This is a genomic window from Methylophilus methylotrophus DSM 46235 = ATCC 53528, assembly GCF_000378225.1.
Classification (GTDB): Bacteria; Pseudomonadota; Gammaproteobacteria; order Burkholderiales; family Methylophilaceae; genus Methylophilus; species Methylophilus methylotrophus.
Genome location: NZ_KB905141.1, coordinates 619,120 through 636,546, shown reverse-complemented (window position 1 = coordinate 636,546; position 17,427 = coordinate 619,120). Strand labels below are relative to the sequence as shown.

17 protein-coding genes are annotated in these 17,427 nt (G+C 50.1%); 13 read left to right on the top strand and 4 right to left on the bottom strand.

What is annotated here, in order from left to right:
• Positions 1–19: 19 nt before the first annotated feature.
• Complete coding sequence (locus tag F463_RS0103025) at positions 20–1,003, bottom strand: FecR family protein (protein ID WP_018985573.1); 984 nt, start codon at positions 1,001–1,003, stop codon at positions 20–22.
• 4 nt (positions 1,004–1,007) lie between these two features.
• Entirely contained in the window at positions 1,008–1,499 is a 492-nt protein-coding gene (locus F463_RS0103020; protein WP_018985572.1) for an RNA polymerase sigma factor, read from the bottom strand.
• 287 nt (positions 1,500–1,786) lie between these two features.
• Here F463_RS0103020 and metG point away from each other — a divergent pair, with 287 nt between their 5' ends.
• The 9 genes from metG to F463_RS0102975 all read left to right on the top strand — a co-directional run bounded on the left by metG (position 1,787) and on the right by F463_RS0102975 (position 11,561).
• The gene (metG, locus tag F463_RS0103015) at positions 1,787–3,838 is read left to right on the top strand and encodes a methionine--tRNA ligase (protein WP_018985571.1); all 2,052 of its coding nucleotides are present in this window, start codon (positions 1,787–1,789) and stop codon (positions 3,836–3,838) included.
• Between the two features lie 207 nt (positions 3,839–4,045).
• A complete protein-coding gene (locus tag F463_RS0103010; protein WP_018985570.1) occupies positions 4,046–6,340 on the top strand; it encodes a heavy metal translocating P-type ATPase in 2,295 nt (764 codons plus the stop codon).
• Position 6,341: 1 nt separating this feature from the next.
• Positions 6,342–6,479 (top strand): cbb3-type cytochrome oxidase assembly protein CcoS, encoded by a 138-nt coding sequence (gene ccoS / locus F463_RS0103005; RefSeq protein ID WP_018985569.1) that lies wholly within the window; start codon positions 6,342–6,344, stop codon positions 6,477–6,479.
• Positions 6,480–6,601: 122 nt separating this feature from the next.
• The gene (gene ccoN, locus F463_RS0103000) at positions 6,602–8,038 is read left to right on the top strand and encodes a cytochrome-c oxidase, cbb3-type subunit I (RefSeq protein WP_018985568.1); all 1,437 of its coding nucleotides are present in this window, start codon (positions 6,602–6,604) and stop codon (positions 8,036–8,038) included.
• 10 nt (positions 8,039–8,048) lie between these two features.
• Positions 8,049–8,675, top strand: a complete 627-nt coding sequence (gene ccoO / locus F463_RS0102995) for a cytochrome-c oxidase, cbb3-type subunit II (protein WP_018985567.1) — start codon at positions 8,049–8,051, stop codon at positions 8,673–8,675.
• A gap of 11 nt (positions 8,676–8,686) precedes the next feature.
• Positions 8,687–8,827: a cbb3-type cytochrome oxidase subunit 3 gene (locus F463_RS0102990; protein WP_018985566.1), complete on the top strand. Its 141-nt coding sequence runs from the start codon at positions 8,687–8,689 to the stop codon at positions 8,825–8,827.
• Between the two features lie 31 nt (positions 8,828–8,858).
• Entirely contained in the window at positions 8,859–9,755 is an 897-nt protein-coding gene (ccoP, locus tag F463_RS0102985; protein WP_018985565.1) for a cytochrome-c oxidase, cbb3-type subunit III, read from the top strand.
• Between the two features lie 16 nt (positions 9,756–9,771).
• Positions 9,772–11,217, top strand: a complete 1,446-nt coding sequence (ccoG, locus tag F463_RS0102980) for a cytochrome c oxidase accessory protein CcoG (protein WP_018985564.1) — start codon at positions 9,772–9,774, stop codon at positions 11,215–11,217.
• Between the two features lie 44 nt (positions 11,218–11,261).
• Positions 11,262–11,561, top strand: a complete 300-nt coding sequence (locus F463_RS0102975) for a FixH family protein (RefSeq protein ID WP_018985563.1) — start codon at positions 11,262–11,264, stop codon at positions 11,559–11,561.
• A gap of 18 nt (positions 11,562–11,579) precedes the next feature.
• Here the strand turns inward: F463_RS0102975 and F463_RS0102970 are convergent, their stop codons facing one another.
• Together F463_RS0102970 and fnr are read right to left on the bottom strand one after the other, a co-directional pair.
• Positions 11,580–12,425: a radical SAM protein gene (locus F463_RS0102970; RefSeq protein WP_026295252.1), complete on the bottom strand. Its 846-nt coding sequence runs from the start codon at positions 12,423–12,425 to the stop codon at positions 11,580–11,582.
• Between the two features lie 32 nt (positions 12,426–12,457).
• Positions 12,458–13,177: a fumarate/nitrate reduction transcriptional regulator Fnr gene (gene fnr, locus F463_RS0102965; protein ID WP_018985561.1), complete on the bottom strand. Its 720-nt coding sequence runs from the start codon at positions 13,175–13,177 to the stop codon at positions 12,458–12,460.
• 239 nt (positions 13,178–13,416) lie between these two features.
• Between fnr and hemN the strand changes: the two genes are divergently transcribed.
• The 4 genes from hemN to F463_RS0102945 all read left to right on the top strand — a co-directional run bounded on the left by hemN (position 13,417) and on the right by F463_RS0102945 (position 16,896).
• Complete coding sequence (gene hemN, locus F463_RS0102960) at positions 13,417–14,802, top strand: oxygen-independent coproporphyrinogen III oxidase (protein ID WP_026295251.1); 1,386 nt, start codon at positions 13,417–13,419, stop codon at positions 14,800–14,802.
• A 9-nt stretch (positions 14,803–14,811) separates the two neighbouring features.
• Positions 14,812–15,528, top strand: coding sequence for a sulfite exporter TauE/SafE family protein (locus F463_RS0102955; protein WP_018985559.1), 717 nt, complete (start codon positions 14,812–14,814; stop codon positions 15,526–15,528).
• An 87-nt stretch (positions 15,529–15,615) separates the two neighbouring features.
• Positions 15,616–16,455, top strand: a complete 840-nt coding sequence (locus F463_RS0102950) for a DNA ligase (protein ID WP_018985558.1) — start codon at positions 15,616–15,618, stop codon at positions 16,453–16,455.
• A 21-nt stretch (positions 16,456–16,476) separates the two neighbouring features.
• Positions 16,477–16,896 (top strand): hypothetical protein, encoded by a 420-nt coding sequence (locus F463_RS0102945; protein ID WP_018985557.1) that lies wholly within the window; start codon positions 16,477–16,479, stop codon positions 16,894–16,896.
• Positions 16,897–17,427: the final 531 nt, after the last annotated feature.

Below are 17,427 nucleotides of genomic sequence, written 5' to 3'. Positions count from 1 at the left end.
GTAATGATGTGCGCTTGGCTTATTTAGCAGCGGGGTAAGTTTCTAGTTGAATACCTTCGGGGCTGCGGTGCACGCGGACATTAGCGATGCGGGGAAGGGTGGCGATAAAGCTGTTGCTGTCTTTAATGGCGACCACGGCGCTGATTTTTTCGCTGGAACGATCATCGCTGGTGACTGGTTGTTGCTGGTAGCGCGAGAGGGTTTCGGCGATTTCTGACAGCGATGCCTGATTAAATACCAAAGTGCCGCTAATAAAGCGGAAGTAGTCTTGGGCACTCACTTGTGGGCGAGCTTGCAGGCCGTGCTGGTTGATTTCAGCGACCTCGTTATTTTGCAGAATCAGCCCTTGCTGGTTTTGCTTGTTGAGCACCTGTACCTTGCCGTGATCGACACTCACACGCTCAAGCTGTTTGAGTTTGTTAACGGCAAAGCGTGTGCCTAGCACGGTGACTTTCAGGCGCTGGGTTTCTACCACAAAGGGGCGGTCGCGGTCAGGTTGCACTTCAAACACGGCTTCGCCTTGCAGTAGGTCAATGTGGCGCTGGTTGCGGTAGTACTTGATCTCGATGCGCGAGTTGGCGTTGAGCGTGACGCGGCTGCCATCGTCCAGTGTTTGGGTGGTCAGTTGGGCGGTAGTTGTGTGCGCGGCGAGTTGTAGCGTGGGTGTGCTTTGCCAAACTTGGTATTGATGCAAGCCAGCCCAGCCGATGCAAAGTGCAGCCACCACGCCTGCAACGGTACCCGCCAGTTTCTGCCGCGATTTTTTGCGCTCGTTCTGTTTGAAAAAAGTGTCGGCTTGTTTGGCCTGCGCCAGCAATTCCAGTTCCGAGACCGAGTCTATGCCTTGCCAGGCGTCGCTGATGCTGCGGTATTCTTGTTGATGTAGTGGGCTCTTCATGAGCCAGGCCTCAAACTGGCTACGCTCAGGTGCGTCCGGTGCTGCTTCTTGCATGCGGATAAACCACCGTGCGGCTGTTTCCGATATTTTTTTGTGGGCTGACATGCGCTTATTTGAGAAACTGCTCACGCGCCGCACGCAGGTCTAGCAAGGCGCGGATCAGGTGGCGTTCGACCATGTTCAGGCTGATTTTCAGCTGCTCGGCAATGTCTTTTTGTGCATGGCCCTCAATGCGGTACATGATAAATACCTGGCGGCATTTAGGCGGCAGGTCTTGAATGATTTGGGTCACAAGTTCCAGGCGTTGTTTGATATCAGCCAAGTGCTCAGCTGACACCGTGACAGGCTCTTCAAGCTCTGCCTGTTGCTGGTAGTCAGCAAAGTAGCTGTCTTTGCGGTATTGCTCCAGAATCAGGTTTTGCACGATGGTGCGCAGGTAGGCATGTGGTTCCTGGTTACGGTGTGGGCTAGTGGTCAGGGCAAAACGTAAAAACCCATCATGCAAAATATCTTTTGCATGATGCGGGCAAAGCGTTTTGCGACGGATGCCAGGAAGCAACGTCGTATATGCCCAATGTAGATTGATGCCATGCCAGAACATGCGATAAGCGATAAGGGGTTTAATAAACTGCAAAACACACGCAAAGATTGTTCCTAAATAAATATTGTGTAGGCTGCTGGCGGTAACTACTTGTTTCGCCTGCAAATTTAACGATAGTCGTCAGAAGATGGGAATAATTTTAATTTGGTTGTAATCAGCCAGGTTGGCTTTAATAAACCAATCTGGTGTGGGCGGGGGTGTTGGCTTGTATCAAATATCTAGCCAGGAATCGCTGAAGTGTCTTATGGTTTGCTAAAATAGCGCTTTTACTTGAAACCCATGTTGTCATGACACGCAAAATTCTGGTCACTTCTGCACTCCCTTATGCCAATGGCAGTATTCATTTAGGTCATTTGGTAGAGTATATCCAAACCGATATCTGGGTGCGTTTCCAGAAGATGCAGGGACATACAGTGCATTACGTGTGTGCGGACGACACCCATGGCACGCCTATTATGCTGCGTGCGGAAAAAGAGGGCATCACACCCGAAGCGCTCATTGAGAAAGTGCATGCCGAGCACAGCCAGGACTTTGCGGATTTTCTGGTGCAGTTTGATAACTACTATTCCACCAATTCGGAAGAGAACCGTCAGCTATCCGGCAATATTTACCGCGCACTCAAAGCCAACGGCAAAATTGCCACTAAAACCATTGAGCAGTATTTTGACCCGGTCAAAAGCATGTTTTTGCCCGACCGCTTTATCAAGGGCGAGTGTCCTAAGTGCCATGCCAAAGACCAGTATGGCGATAACTGTGAAGTGTGCGGCTCCACCTACAGCCCGACGGATTTGCTGAATCCTTATTCAGCCGTGTCTGGCGCAACCCCTGTTCGCAAAGAGACGGAACACTATTTCTTTAAACTCAGTGAGTGCGTGGACTTTTTGCGCAAATGGACACGTTCCGGCACTTTGCAGGCCGAAGCTGCCAACAAAATGAGCGAGTGGGTGGGCGAGGTTGGCGAGAATAAACTGTCTGACTGGGATATTTCGCGTGATGCACCTTATTTTGGTTTTGAAATCCCCGATGCGCCGGGCAAGTATTTCTATGTCTGGCTGGATGCGCCGATTGGTTACATGGCCAGTTTTAAAAATCTGTGTGCCAAGGCTGGACTGAATTTTGATGAATATTGGAAAAAGGATTCTTCCACTGAGTTGTACCATTTTATTGGCAAGGATATCTTGTATTTTCATGCCTTGTTCTGGCCAGCGACTTTGGAGTATTCCGGTCATCGCACACCGACACAAGTATTCGCGCATGGTTTCCTGACCGTGAATGGCGAGAAAATGTCCAAGTCACGCGGGACATTTATCACGGCACGTAGTTACCTGGATCATGTCAAAAATCCTGAATACTTGCGCTATTACTATGCCGCGAAACTGAATGGCAGCATGGAAGATATCGACCTCAACCTGGAAGATTTTGTTGCGCGTGTAAACAGCGACTTGGTGGGTAAATATATCAATATTGCTAGCCGTACGGCAGGGTTTATTGCCAAGAAGTTTGATAATAAACTGATTGCTGCCAAACATGCTGTCATTGACGATATGCGCGCTGCGGCACCTGCCATTGCGGAAGCGTTTGCTGCACGTGACTTTGCACGGGCTTTGCGTGAGATCATGAAGCTGACTGATGCGGCAAATGCCTATGTGGCAGAAGCTGCGCCTTGGATAGTGGCAAAAGACGACAGCAAGGCAGCAGAATTGCACGCAATTTGCAGCAACGCGCTGGAAATGTTCCGCTTGCTGACCATTTACCTGAAACCGGTATTGCCGAATATTGCCGCTGCAGTAGAAGCGTTCCTCAATGTGCAGCCTTTACAATGGGCGGATGTGGCGCAAGGCTTAGATGCGCAAACAATACAACCATATAACCACATGGTGACGCGTCTCGAAGGCAAGCAGATCGAAGCTATGGTTGAAGCGAATAAGGAAAGCCTGCAAGCGGCAGCGCCCACCAAAACTGAAGCCAAGGTTGAAGTGAAAGCCGAAACCAAGCCTGCCGAAGAGGGAGACTATATTTCGATTGATGACTTTGCCAAGGTCGATTTGCGGATTGCGAAAATCGTCAGTGCAGAGCATGTGGAAGGCGCTGAGAAGCTGCTTAAATTATTACTGGATATTGGTGAAGAAAAACCACGTCAGGTATTTGCTGGCATTAAGTCTGCCTATGATCCTGCTACGCTGGTTGGGCGTTTAACCGTCATGGTTGCCAACCTGGCACCCCGCAAGATGAAGTTTGGCATGAGCGAAGGCATGGTGCTGGCTGCCAGTGATGAACGCGGCGGTCCTTATATCCTGTCGCCAGACAGTGGAGCACAGGCGGGTATGCGCGTGAAGTAACCCAGGCCTGCAACGCTGGCTATACAGTGTCATTCGCTAATTTTGCAGGTGTTGATGTGTTGTTTCATTGCGCTAAATCAAGAAAATAAAAGGGTTTTGCTGCTTTAATCTACGCTTGAAATAACCGGCTAAGGTCTTGATTTATATTATATTGAATCATATAATATAAAGTTGTATATCGTCCCGGGAGGGGATACACCTAAGGTAATGTCAAACACGCAATCAATTAGCAACGCCAACCCCTGGCAGGGCCTGGATATCCAGTCTGAGTGGGAGCGTTTTAGTCAGCGTGAAACATCATTACCTCATGTTTGGATCTCGCATGTTTGGGTAGACCACATGCATTGCGCAGCCTGCAGCGGACGTATTGAGCATTCGATCAAATCTCTTCCTGGCATTCTTTCTGTGCACGCCAGTGCCGCCTCCAAACGTGTTCGAGTCGTTTGGGATGCCCAAAAAACATCTCCTTCACAATGGTTTGCCAATCTGAACGACATTGGCTATCCCGCCTTACCGCTCAACGAATACAACGCCATTTCGGATAGAACCATTCAGCAGCGCAAAATGTTGTGGCGCCTGGTGGTGGCTGTCTTCTGCATGATGCAAGTCATGATGTACGCCTACCCGACCTATTGGGTTGGCAGCAATGATATGGCACCTGACATGGTGCAACTCATGAAATGGGCTTCATGGGTGCTGACGTTGCCCGTCATGCTGTTTTCCGCCACCCCATTTTTATCCCAGGCTTGGGCCAGTATCAAGCAGCGCCAGCTAGGCATGGATGTGCCGGTGTCGCTGGGGATTGTGGCTGCATTTGTCATGAGTACGCTGGCAACCTTTGCGCCCGGCGGCTGGTGGGGCGACGTCGTTTACTACGATTCCCTGACCATGTTTGTGAGTTTTCTGCTGATTGGCCGCTGGCTGGATGTCAAGCTGCGTAACCGTACCGCTGGTGCGCTGGAGAACATGATGCGCCGTTTGCCGAATGCGGTGCTCAAGAAAAACGACGTTGGCGAGTGGGTGCAAATAGCGGCAAGTAATATCAATGCAGGCGATATTTTGTTTGTGCGTCCAGGCGAAGTATTTGCAGCCGATGGCAAAGTGCTTGTCGGGAGTACCAGTGCTGATGAATCCATGCTCACTGGGGAGTCTGAGCCGGTCATGAAGCCCATGGGCGCCACCGTGATTGCTGGTTCAGGTAACTTAACCTCAGCCATTGAAATGCAAGTGGAGCAGGTGGGCGAGGGGACACAATACCATGCGCTGGTTAACCTGATGGCATCGGCTTCCACTGAAAAACCTGGCATTGCCTTGCTGGCTGATAAGGTGGCGCAACCCTTCTTATGGGGCGTATTGCTGGCCGCCTTGTATGCGCTCATCTTCTGGTGGACCAAAGACCCTGCGAAAGCTGTGATGTCTGCCGTGGCAGTGCTGGTGGTGACTTGCCCGTGTGCCTTGTCTTTGGCTACCCCGGCTGCCATGCTGGCCAGTGCCGGTACGTTTGCCAAAGGAGGTGTGTTGATCCGCCGTTTGCAGGCAATACAGGTCATCAGTGAAGTGGATACCATTGTGTTTGATAAAACTGGCACCCTGACCGAAAACCTGCAACAGGTGACGCTTGAAGAGAGTCATGCTGCCTGGGATCGTCAGTGGATACTAGATGTGATTGCCACCATGAGCCGTGATTCACTGCACCCTGTAGCAAAAGCTTTACATGAATTTGCTTTGCATCAAGATGCACAAGATAAGCTGGAAATGCAGGGCTGGCAGGAAATTGTCGGTGGCGGCATGTCTGCTACATTTACTACCCCAAACGGGGCGTTACTGCCGGTTAAGCTAGGGAATGCAGACTTTTGTGGTGTGAGCCGTGAGGCCGAGAGCGAAGCGCTACGCCAGGTCTATGTCACTGCAGGTGAAATCATGCTGGCAAGACTGTCTTTGACCGAGCAAGTCAAACCACATGCCAGGGCGGCAATTTCACAATTAATTTCACAGGGCCTTGATATTCAGCTGTTATCTGGTGATAGAATAGCGCCCGTTAAAAACCTTGCGGCGCAACTGGGCATCCAGAACGCGTCCGGGTTACAAAAAGCAGAAGATAAGCTGCAGCACGTAAAGTTGCTGCAACAACAGGGGCGGAAAGTTTTAATGGTCGGTGATGGTTTGAATGACGGCCCTGTCATTGCAGCAGCGCATACTTCTATTGCAATGGGTTCCGGCGTCCCTTTGACGCAGGCGCAGGCCGATATGGTGGTATTGGGCAATGATATCGGTGTGCTGGTTTCGCTCATTTCGCATTGTAAAAAAACCATCCTCATCGTAAAACAGAATTTGTTATGGGCGGCGTTGTATAACGCGGCCGGAGTGCCTTTGGCGATTTTGGGTCTTTTGCCTGCCTGGTTGGCCGGGTTGGGCATGGCGGCCAGTTCGTTATTGGTGTTGCTGAATGCATTGCGTCTCACGGACTGGGATAAGTCCGGTTGGCAGAAAGGTCAGGCATAGCATGGAAATAGCATACTTATTGATCCCGCTGGCAGTGATGCTGGTGTTTGTGATTCTGGGTGGTCTGTGGTGGGCGATCCAGACGGGTCAGTTTGAGGACCTGGAAGAAGAAGGGTCCAGGATTCTTGAGCATGATTGAGGATTCTTGAACACGATTGATGTGTATCAAATCAGATTTGTGACATCTCTGAGATTATCAGCGATGAACAATAAGCAGTTTGTTTAGTGTTGGGTGTTTGTTTTAATCATTGGGAGAAATCCATGCAAAATGCAACCGTGAAGGCTGCGACCTACAACGATACCGTGGTCCGCCAGTTCGCAATCATGGCAGTGGTCTGGGGTGTTGTTGGTACATTGATGGGCGTGATTGTCGCGTCCCAGCTGGTGTGGCCAGAGCTTAACCTGGGCTTGCCATTTACTTCTTTTGGCCGTTTACGACCACTGCATACCAATGCAGTGATTTTTGCGTTTGGGGGCAGTGCTTTATTTGCTACCTCATACTATGTCGTGCAACGTACCTGCCAGACCCGTTTGTTTAGCGACAAGCTGGCCAGTTTTACTTTCTGGGGCTGGCAAACTGTCATTGTTGCCGCTGCCATTTCTCTGCCACTGGGTTACACCCAGGGTAAAGAGTACGGTGAACTGGAGTGGCCAATCGATATCCTTATTGCAGTGGTATGGATTTCTTATGCCATCGTGTTCTTCGGTACTATCGGTATCCGCAAGGTAAAACACATTTATGTGGCTAACTGGTTCTACGGTGCCTTCATTCTGGCAGTGGCTTTGTTGCACATCGTTGAGAGTGCTGCCATCCCTGCTGGCATGTTCAAGTCTTACTCTGCTTATGCTGGTGTGCAAGATGCGATGGTACAGTGGTGGTATGGTCACAATGCGGTAGGTTTCTTCCTGACAGCCGGCTTCCTGGGCATGATGTACTACTTTGTGCCTAAGCAAGCTGAGCGTCCAGTGTACTCTTACAGCCTGTCTATCGTGCACTTCTGGGCACTGATCTTCACTTACATGTGGGCGGGTCCTCACCACCTGCATTACACCGCTTTGCCTGACTGGACTCAGTCCCTGGGTATGGTGTTGTCCTTAATCCTGTTTGCCCCAAGCTGGGGGGGTATGATCAACGGTATCATGACCCTGTCCGGCGCATGGCATAAGCTGCGCACAGACCCTATCTTGCGCTTCCTGATCGTTTCCCTGTCTTTCTACGGCATGAGTACGTTTGAAGGTCCGATGATGGCGATCAAGACCGTGAACGCATTGTCTCACTACACTGACTGGACTGTTGGTCACGTGCACTCTGGTGCGCTGGGCTGGGTTGGTTTCATCTCTATCGGTTCCCTGTACTTCCTGATTCCTCGCCTGTTTGGCCAGAAACAAATGTATAGCGTGAAAGCGATTGAAGTGCACTTCTGGATGGCAACCATCGGCGTGGTGTTGTACATCGCTGCATTGTGGATTTCCGGCGTGATGGAAGGTTTGATGTGGCGTGCGATGAACGCTGACGGTACTTTGGCCTACACCTTCGTTGAAAGTGTGAAAGCTAAGTTCCCATACTACTTCACACGTGCATTGGGTGGCTTCCTGTACATGAGCGGCCTGATCATCATGTTGTGGAATACATATAAAACAGCAACTAGCGGCAAACCAGCGACGGTAGAAGTACCAGCTGTTGTTGCACACGCTTAAGGAAATCACTATGGCAACTCATCAAAACAATAGTGGCAATCTGCACGAAAAGATTGAAACCAACAACTTCCTGCTGATCGTGCTGACTTTTATCACGATCTCCTTTGGTGGTCTGGTTGAAATCGTGCCGCTTTTCTTCCAGAAATCCTTGACTGAGCCTATCCGTGGTTTGCAGCCTTATACACCGCTGCAACTGGCAGGCCGTGATATCTACCTGCGTGAAGGCTGCTACAACTGCCACTCACAGATGATTCGTCCGTTCCACGCTGAAACACTGCGTTACGGTCATTACTCTGTTGCAGGTGAATACGTGTATGACCACCCGTTCCAGTGGGGTAGCAAGCGTACCGGTCCTGACCTGCATCGTGTGGGTGGTAAATACTCTGATGACTGGCATCGTGTTCACCTGAACCAGCCTCGCGATGTGGTTCCTGAGTCCATCATGCCAGCCTACCCATGGTTGAACGAAAACCTGGTAGACGATGCCACCATCGGTGACCATATGGCTGCCTTGCGTAAAGTAGGTGTGCCATACACTGATGAGCAGATCAAAGCTGCCGGCGAAGAAATCAAGGGTAAAACCGAGATGGACGCACTGGTTGCATACCTGCAGGTATTGGGTACCCACCTGAAATAAGGAGACGCGCCATGGACACAATCAACCTATTACGCATATTGTTTACAGTACTGAGTTTCGTCCTGTTTATTGCAATCGTGGTGTGGGCATGGCGCAATCGTCACTCCGCACAATTTAAAGACGCGCAGCACTTGCCGTTCGATCAAGACTAAATATTTGTGCGGACAAGTTAAGGAAAACATCATGAATGATTTTATAAATGGATTTTGGCCGATCTGGATTTCGACCATTACCTTGGGTGGGATTGCTTTTTGTGTTGGCTTACTGATTTTCGCCAGCCGCATTAAAGTGAATGTGCAAAGTGACAACACCAATGGTCACGAATGGGATGGCATTAAAGAAATGAACAATCCGCTGCCAATGTGGTGGGTAGGTTTGTTTGTGATCACCATCATTTTCGGTTTGGCTTACCTCTTCCTGTTCCCTGGTCTGGGTACTTACAACGGTAAGTTTGGCTGGACAGAAGTAAAACAGTACGAAGCGGAAGTTGCCAAAAACAACGAAAAGATTGCCCCTTTGTATGCCAAATATGCGGCAATGCCAGTGGAAGAAGTGGCCAAGATCCCTGAAGCACGTGATATTGGTAAACGTATTTTCCTCAATAACTGTGCCGCCTGTCATGGTTCAGATGCGAAGGGTAGCCGTGGTTTCCCTAACCTGACTGACAATGACTGGTTATATGGCGGTGCACCTGACACGATCAAGCTGACCATCAACAATGGCCGTAACGGCATCATGCCTCAGATGGCCGCTGCCGTAGGCTCTGAAGAAGATGTCAAAAATGTGGCTAACTACGTACTGAGTTTGTCTGGCAGCATTCATGACTCTGGTCGTGCCAATGCCGGTAAAGAAAAATTTGCCGTCTGTGCAGCTTGTCATGGTCCAGAAGGTAAAGGTAACCAGGCAATTGGTGCACCTAACCTGACAGATAACATCTGGTTACATGGCCAGGGTGAGGCTGCAATTATCAAGCGTATTCACGAAGGTAAAAATAACGTGATGCCAGCATGGCAAGAGAAATTCACGCCAGAGCAAATTCATTTGCTGACCGCTTATGTTTGGGGCCTTTCCAACAAATAGGTGAATGCAAAACACAATGAGCGATATTAAAGAAAGCGCTGTGACCAAAACCACCATCCCTGAACAGGAGGTGGTTTTGTCACTTTATAAGTCCGCAGATAAAATTTATGCCCGCAGCGTATCTGGGATCTTTCATAAATGGCGTTGGGTCATGGTATGGGCCACGCAGCTGTTTTTCTATGGCGTGCCATGGTTGCAATGGGATGGCCGCCAGGCCATGCTGTTTGACCTGGAGGCCAAGCGGTTTTATATCTTCGGCCTGATCTTTCATCCGCAGGACCTGATTTACCTGTCCTTCCTGCTGATTGTTTCCGCGCTGGCACTGTTCCTGTTTACAGCGGTGGCCGGGCGGTTATGGTGTGGCTACACCTGTCCACAAACGGTTTATACCGAAATCTATATGTGGATGGAACAGAAGATAGAAGGGGATCGTATAGCAAGAATGCGGCTTGACGACAGTAAGTGGAATCTCAACAAGATTACCCGCAAGTCGCTCAAGCAGTTTGCCTGGATCACGTTTGGCTTGTGGACCGGCGTCACCTTTGTCGGCTACTTCTCACCCATCCGTGAGCTGGTCCCTGCCATTTTTGAATGGCAATTGGGGGGCTGGGAAACCTTCTGGATCTGCTTCTACGGTTTTGCGACCTATGGCAATGCAGGCTACATGCGTGAGCAGGTCTGCAAATACATGTGCCCATACGCGCGTTTCCAGAGCGCCATGTTTGACGGTGACACCATGACCGTTACTTATGATGAGGCACGTGGCGAGCCACGTGGTGCACGCTCCAAAAAAGCGGGCGAAAATGCCAACGGGCTGGGTAGCTGTATTGATTGCAGTATTTGTGTGCAAGTGTGCCCGACCGGTATCGATATCCGCAATGGCCTGCAATATGAATGTATAGGTTGCGGTGCCTGTATTGATGCCTGTGACGACGTGATGGATAAAATGGGTTATGCCAAGGGCCTGATCAAGTACACGACGCAGAATGGCTTGGAAAATCGTTGGACCCGTCAGCAAATGTGGCGTCGTCTGTTGCGGCCACGTGTGCTGGTTTACACTGCAATTCTGTCTGCGTTAACCATTGGGATGGTGGTCAGTCTTTATTTCAAACCTGACTTCAGGCTAGACGTACTTCGTGACCGTGCCATGATGGCGCGCTACACGAATGAAGGCAAGATTGAGAACGTGTATAACCTGAAATTGGAAAACGACACCGAGTCATCACGCGATTACACCTTGAAAGTGACCGGGTTGCCTGACATAGCTGTGCATATTTCAGATAATAATGGCCAGCCATTCAAAGGCCTTAAACCTTTTGAAACACGCAATGTCATTGTGGAATTGCAATTACCAGATGGCGTGACCAGCGCCGGATCGCACAAAATTTATTTTGAAATGATGGATATTGCATCCAAAGACACGATCAAAGAGAAATCGGTGTTTATCGTGCCAAGCAATTAACGCATCAGAAACAAATGCGCCAGAAATGAACGGAGTTACACATAATGAGCAATACGCAAGCAATCGCTAATGGAGCGTCTATCAAGGGTGACCAGAAGTGGTACCAGAACCCGTTCGTCTGGTTGATTATTGGCGGGCCTTTATTGGTGGTTGTCGCTTCTTTTATTACCCTGTACCTGGCCATTACGCATCCTGATCCAGCCATTGATGATTACTATCGCAAGGGCATTGAAATCAACAAGACACTGGATGCGCAAGGCCAAGAGTCACTGAGTGAATCCATGGCGCCTGCCATCCAGGCACGCAACCACGCCCAAACCGGCTTAAAACCGGCTGAAGAGTAATTTTGTAATTTTCTTGATTTACTGAAACACGCGCACGCAAACGCCCAGCGTGCGCAACCTTTCTGCATATTCCTCCAGTACTTCAGCTGGGGTGGCATGGAGGCAGCCTTTGGTATCCTGCTGGCTTTGCCTGGCAATACCATAAAGCAAAATTCCGCTAATCTCTTCTTTCACCGATTGCAAGGCGTCAATATAGCCTGGCAAGCTAGGGGTCGTAGTCAGCTCTCCGTCCGTTATTCTACTAACAACGGCAGTTTGTACCCATGTTTTACAAAGTGTGCAACAAGTCTGCAGGCGCTGCAAATGCAAGGATAGCGGCAGATGCGTGTCATTAATGGCGAGCATTTCACCATCACTCCCTGCATCCAGTTTGAACCAGACTTCGCCCTCTATCTCATCCAGTAATTTGAGCGCATGTTGCACATTGGCGTGTTGAAGCTGACTACCATTGGTAATTAGCCGGACATGTGCAGGGCGTTCGTCTGGGCGGCGCTGACTTAATAACTCGATCAGTTTGCAGAGTACCTCGGCAAACTGTGGTGAAGTGGTCGGTTCGCCATCCCCAGCGAAAGCAACATCTTGCACGCAGTCTTTTAGCGTGAGTGGGGCGCAGTGTTGACTGAGCCAGTTGAGGCAATCAGTGAGTTCCTGAATAAGCTGGCGGCTATCAATCGTTGGAGATGGACCGCGCTGCAATCCGGGCACCTGACAATACAGGCAATGCCAATTACAGCAGTGATTAGGGTGCAGGTTAATGCCTATGGAAAGACCGCCAGCGCGACGTGACCATACCGGGTAAATATATTGCCAGTGACGACTACCGGCATACCCGGTCAGGGCTGTAAAAAGGGGAGAAGGCTCCATACCCTGAACCGATTGCCAGAAAAAAGTAGTTTTTAGCAGATGCTGGCGTTGAAAATAGTTTTCAGTTTTTCGTGGTCCAGGATGCGGATATTTTTCTGTTTGACTTCAATGATGCCGTCTTCACTGAACTTGGAAAAGGTGCGGCTGACAGTTTCCAGTTTCATGCCCAGGTAGCTGCCAATTTCTTCACGTGTCATGCGTAAAATCAGCTCACTTTTTGAGTAGCCCCTGGCATGCAAACGTTGCAATAAATTGAGCAAGAAAGCTGCCAGGCGTTCTTCCGCGCGCATATTGGCCAGTAACATCATCACGCCATTTTCACGCACGATTTCACGGCTCATGATTTTGTGTACATGGCGCTGCAGCATGGGGATTTCACGGGACAGGTCTTCGACATGGTTAAACGGCATCACACAGACCTCAGCGTCCTCAAGTGCAATCGCGTGGCAGTTGTGTTTGTCGCTGACAATCCCATCCAGGCCCATGATTTCACCAGCCATCTGAAAACCCGTGACTTGCTCACGGCCATCTTCCGACACGACACAGGTTTTAAAGAAACCGGTGCGGATGGCATACAAGGTTGTAAATGGGTCGCCGCTACTATACAGGTGGCCGCCTTGTTTCACTTTCTTGCGGGTGGCAACCATCCCATCCAGCTGCTTCATTTCATCGGTACTTAAACCGATGGGGAGGCACAGCTCACGCAGGTTGCAATTAGAACAAGCGACCTTGAAGCTGGATTCGGCTTGCATGGGAGGTGTCCTTGTCTGTCGTTGAACATGCGAAGGATTATACGCCTCTTCAGAGATGGTTTCATTGAACATGGTGATCTATCTTCCCTTTTATATTGCGTTGCATTATGCATGGGACGGCCTAGACAGCGTTTGATTTGCATCAAGAAGTCATCTATTGCTTTATGGCAAAGTGGCATCCAATGATCCCGGGGCTGCTCGCCCCCACTGTGCTGACAGGAAAGAATTTGCTAGAAACCATGAAACAACCGTTGATGATTACCCAGGAGCATATCGAACGCTATGATGTTTCCGGGCCGCGTTATACCTCGTATCCGACGGCAGACCGCTTTGTTGAAGCTTTTGATGCGGCTGCCTATTACAAGTCGGCAGAGCAGCGCAACATCAGTAACTGGACGCAGCCACTGTCGGTGTATGTGCATATTCCGTTTTGTGCCTCACTATGTTTTTATTGCGCCTGCAATAAAATTGTCACCAAACGCTATGAGCAAAGCGCCATTTACCTCAATTACCTGCAACGTGAACTTGGCTTGCATCTTAACAAGATTGGAAAAGCACAGGCAGTGAATCAGCTGCATTTGGGCGGAGGCACACCGACTTTCCTCAATGATGAGGAGTTGTCCAGCCTCATGCAGATGCTGAAAACAGCTCTTGTATTCAGTGAGGAAGGCGAATACTCCATCGAAATTGACCCGCGGACCGTGAATCAGGCCCGTTTGCAACACTTGCGTGACCTCGGTTTTAACCGCCTGAGTTTTGGCGTGCAGGATTTCGATGCAGAAGTGCAGCAGGCCGTACACCGGGTACAGTCTTATGCGCAAGTCGAAACCCTGATGCAACAGGCGCGGCAGATGGGCTACCAGTCTATCAATGCCGACCTGATTTATGGTTTGCCCAAGCAAACGCCAGCGACTTTCCGCGAAACCATCAGTAAAATTACTCAATTGCGTCCAGACCGCATTGCCTTGTATGGCTATGCGCACCTGCCTTCACGCTTTAAGCCACAACGCCGCATTTTGCAGGAGGACCTGCCGAACGCCGTCGATAAAATCCAGATGCTATCAGAAGCCATCCAGCAATTGATGCAGGCGGGTTATGTGTACATCGGGATGGATCACTTTGCCTTGCCGACTGATGCGCTGGCGATTGCCAAGCAGCAGGGCAGGTTGCACCGCAATTTCCAGGGCTACAGCACCATGGCCGACCAGGATATCCTGGCACTGGGTGTCTCTGCTATCGGCAAAATGGGCGCCACCTACAGCCAGAATGCCAAAACGCTGGAAGAGTATTACGACTTTCTTGATCAAGGGCAGTTGCCCATCGTACGCGGGCTGGCATTGAGCAGGGATGACCTGATCCGCCGTGCCGTGATCATGGCAATTATGTGCCATGGTGAACTCAGCTATGAATCTATTGATCTTTCCTATATGGTGAACTTCAGAGATTACTTTAAGTCAGAAATGCAACAACTTGTTGAAAAAGAAAAACATGGTCTGGTAATTCTGGAAGAAGACGGTCTCAAGGTCACCGAAATGGGTTGGTATTTTGTACGTGCGATAGCCATGGTGTTTGACCGCTATTTGCAGCACGATGCCAATCGTGCAAGGTTCTCCAAAATCCTTTAAACTGCCGGCATGTTAGCCAGCTTACTCCTGACGGCCTTCGTCATGGGGCTGGCAGGCGGCCCGCATTGTATTGCCATGTGTGGCGCCGCTTGCGGCGCCATGCAGTCCTCCTCTCAAACGACCAGCCAGTTTCGTTCCATCCCATTGCGAGTGGTTAAAACCATCCCCTGGAGCTTTTACCTGGGGCGGATGCTCGGTTACGGCCTGTTGGGCGCGTTGGCAGCAGAAACCCTGCGCGGCCTGGCCTGGCTTTCTAACCAGAGTCATGTTTTTCAACCTTTATGGACCTTTTCCCATACCCTGATTTTTGCCTGGGGTGTGTTGTTGCTCATTACCGGGCAACAGCCGCAATGGGCGGTGCAGCGCGCGCAACAGGTCTGGGCATGGATCAGGCAACGTACCGAGCATGCCAGGCTGGGATATTTGCTGACAGGCATGGTCTGGGCCTTGCTCCCTTGTGGCTTGCTGTATTCAGCAGTCATGCTGGCCTCCTTGCAGTCGCAATGGTTGCAGGGTGCCCTGGTGATGATGGCATTTGCCTGTGGCTCAGCACTGATTCTCGCCATCGCTCCCCTTATCTGGCGTGCAAGCCAGCAATCCTTGCCAGCCTGGTTTAAAGAGTCCACCGGTATGCGCTTAAGTGGCGTGGTATTGATTGGGCTCAGTCTGGTCGCATTGTGGATGGATGTCATGCATCACGACAAGTTGTGGTGCCAGTTAATTTAGGGGTTGCGCGCTTTTCAGCATCCTTGCCTTTATTGCCAGCATTCTGTAACTTACGATTGTTAATTTATTTTAATAATTGGAGTTGTGATGCCACGGCTAATCGGTCATTTCCTGCTTCTATGTTGTTTTTTATGGGCTGTGCACGCTGATGCAAAAGTGCCTGCCATTTTGCTGGCGCAGATTTATCACGAGGATATCCCGGTACAAGATTACCTGGTTAGCGAAAAACTGGATGGTATCAGGGCAATTTGGGATGGGCAGCAACTGATCAGCCGGCAGGGACATCCCATCCATGCCCCGGCATGGTTTACCAAAGACTTTCCACCGCGAGTGCTAGATGGCGAACTGTGGATTGCACGCGGCCATTTTGAACAGCTTTCTTCTGCAGTCCGGCAGTCGAATCCCGATGATGCGGCCTGGCGGCAAGTTGCCTATTATGTCTTTGAATTGCCAGAGGCCGAAGGGGATTTCTCCCAGCGCGTGCAGCAGATTGCGGAGATCGCCCGGCATGTGCATAGCCCCTATCTCAAACCTCTGCCACAGTTCCGCGTAAGCGACAGGGCAACACTTAAGCGTACGCTAGACAGCATTGTCGCCAAGCGAGGCGAGGGCCTGATGCTGCACCGAGCCGATGCGCCATACCTCACCGGGCGCAGCCATGTGTTAATCAAGCTCAAACCACAACTGGATGCAGAAGCCAAAGTCATTGCCTATGTCCCCGGCAAAGGCAAATATCAAGGTAAAATGGGTGCATTACTGGTGGAAACGCTAGATGGGATACAGTTCAAGCTAGGCACTGGTTTCACAGATGCCGAACGTGCCCATCCGCCGCCGATAGGCAGCCTGGTCACGTATACTTACCGGGATGTGACTAAAAACGGCAAACCCAAATTTGCAAGTTTTTTGCGGGTACGCCCGCCCGAATAATCAATGACTAAAGGAAGATAAATGAAGTGGTTGGCAGGGTTGTTATTTAGTTTGATGACAGTGAACGCGTATGCACTCGATTTGAGTGGTGTGTATGCCTGTAGCGGTGATGATGCGCATGAAGGCAAATACACAGGCACCGTGACCATGAAGTTGCGCCCAGAGCATAGCAAAGGGGCAGATGCCAGCTATGACTTTCAGCTGGAAGTACCTGACTATGGTGTTTATAAAGGCCACGCTGCGGTACATGGCATGCATGCGGCCATGCACTTTACCTTACCGATGGAAAATGGTGAGTATGGTGGTAAAACACATGATTATGGAACAGGGATTGCTGAGTTCAAGAAAAATGCCAAAGGGCAGTTGAGTTTCAGAAAGTTTTATTTTGAACCAGCGTTTAAGGGTGGGAATACTGGTGTGGAGGAGTGTGTTAGAAAGTAGTTGTTTTGTTTTAAGGCTAAAGTATTTTCTTTAGCGTTGGTTTCGCCTCTAGGCGAGTTACTTTCTGTTGCTTGCCCCACAGAAAGTAACCAAAGAAGAGGGCACCCAGCCATCACGGCCTACGGCTCCCTTGCGTTGCTCAACAAAGTAAGCGGTCACGAAACTCAACCTGGCAGCTCACGTATTTTGTGAGTTGCCAGGTTGAGTTTCGTGACCGCTTACTTTGTTGAGCAACGCAGGGAACAAGCGGAAGCTAGGGTGTCTTGTTCTTTGCCTTCTTTCTTATGGACAAGCATAAGAAAGAATGGTCGCCTAAAGGCGAAAGAAATCAGTCATCCCTCTGCTTCGCTCTCGAAAGACAAAACGAAATATACAAGCAAAAAAGCTGAATGAATTTCTATATCCGTTTCAATCTTAAGTCACATGTAAGCCGCCGTACTGCATGCCATCACACATGCCATGTTAAAATCCCATCCCTATGACTGCCGTCTCTCCCACACAACTCATCACCCAATTAGAAAAACAACTCCC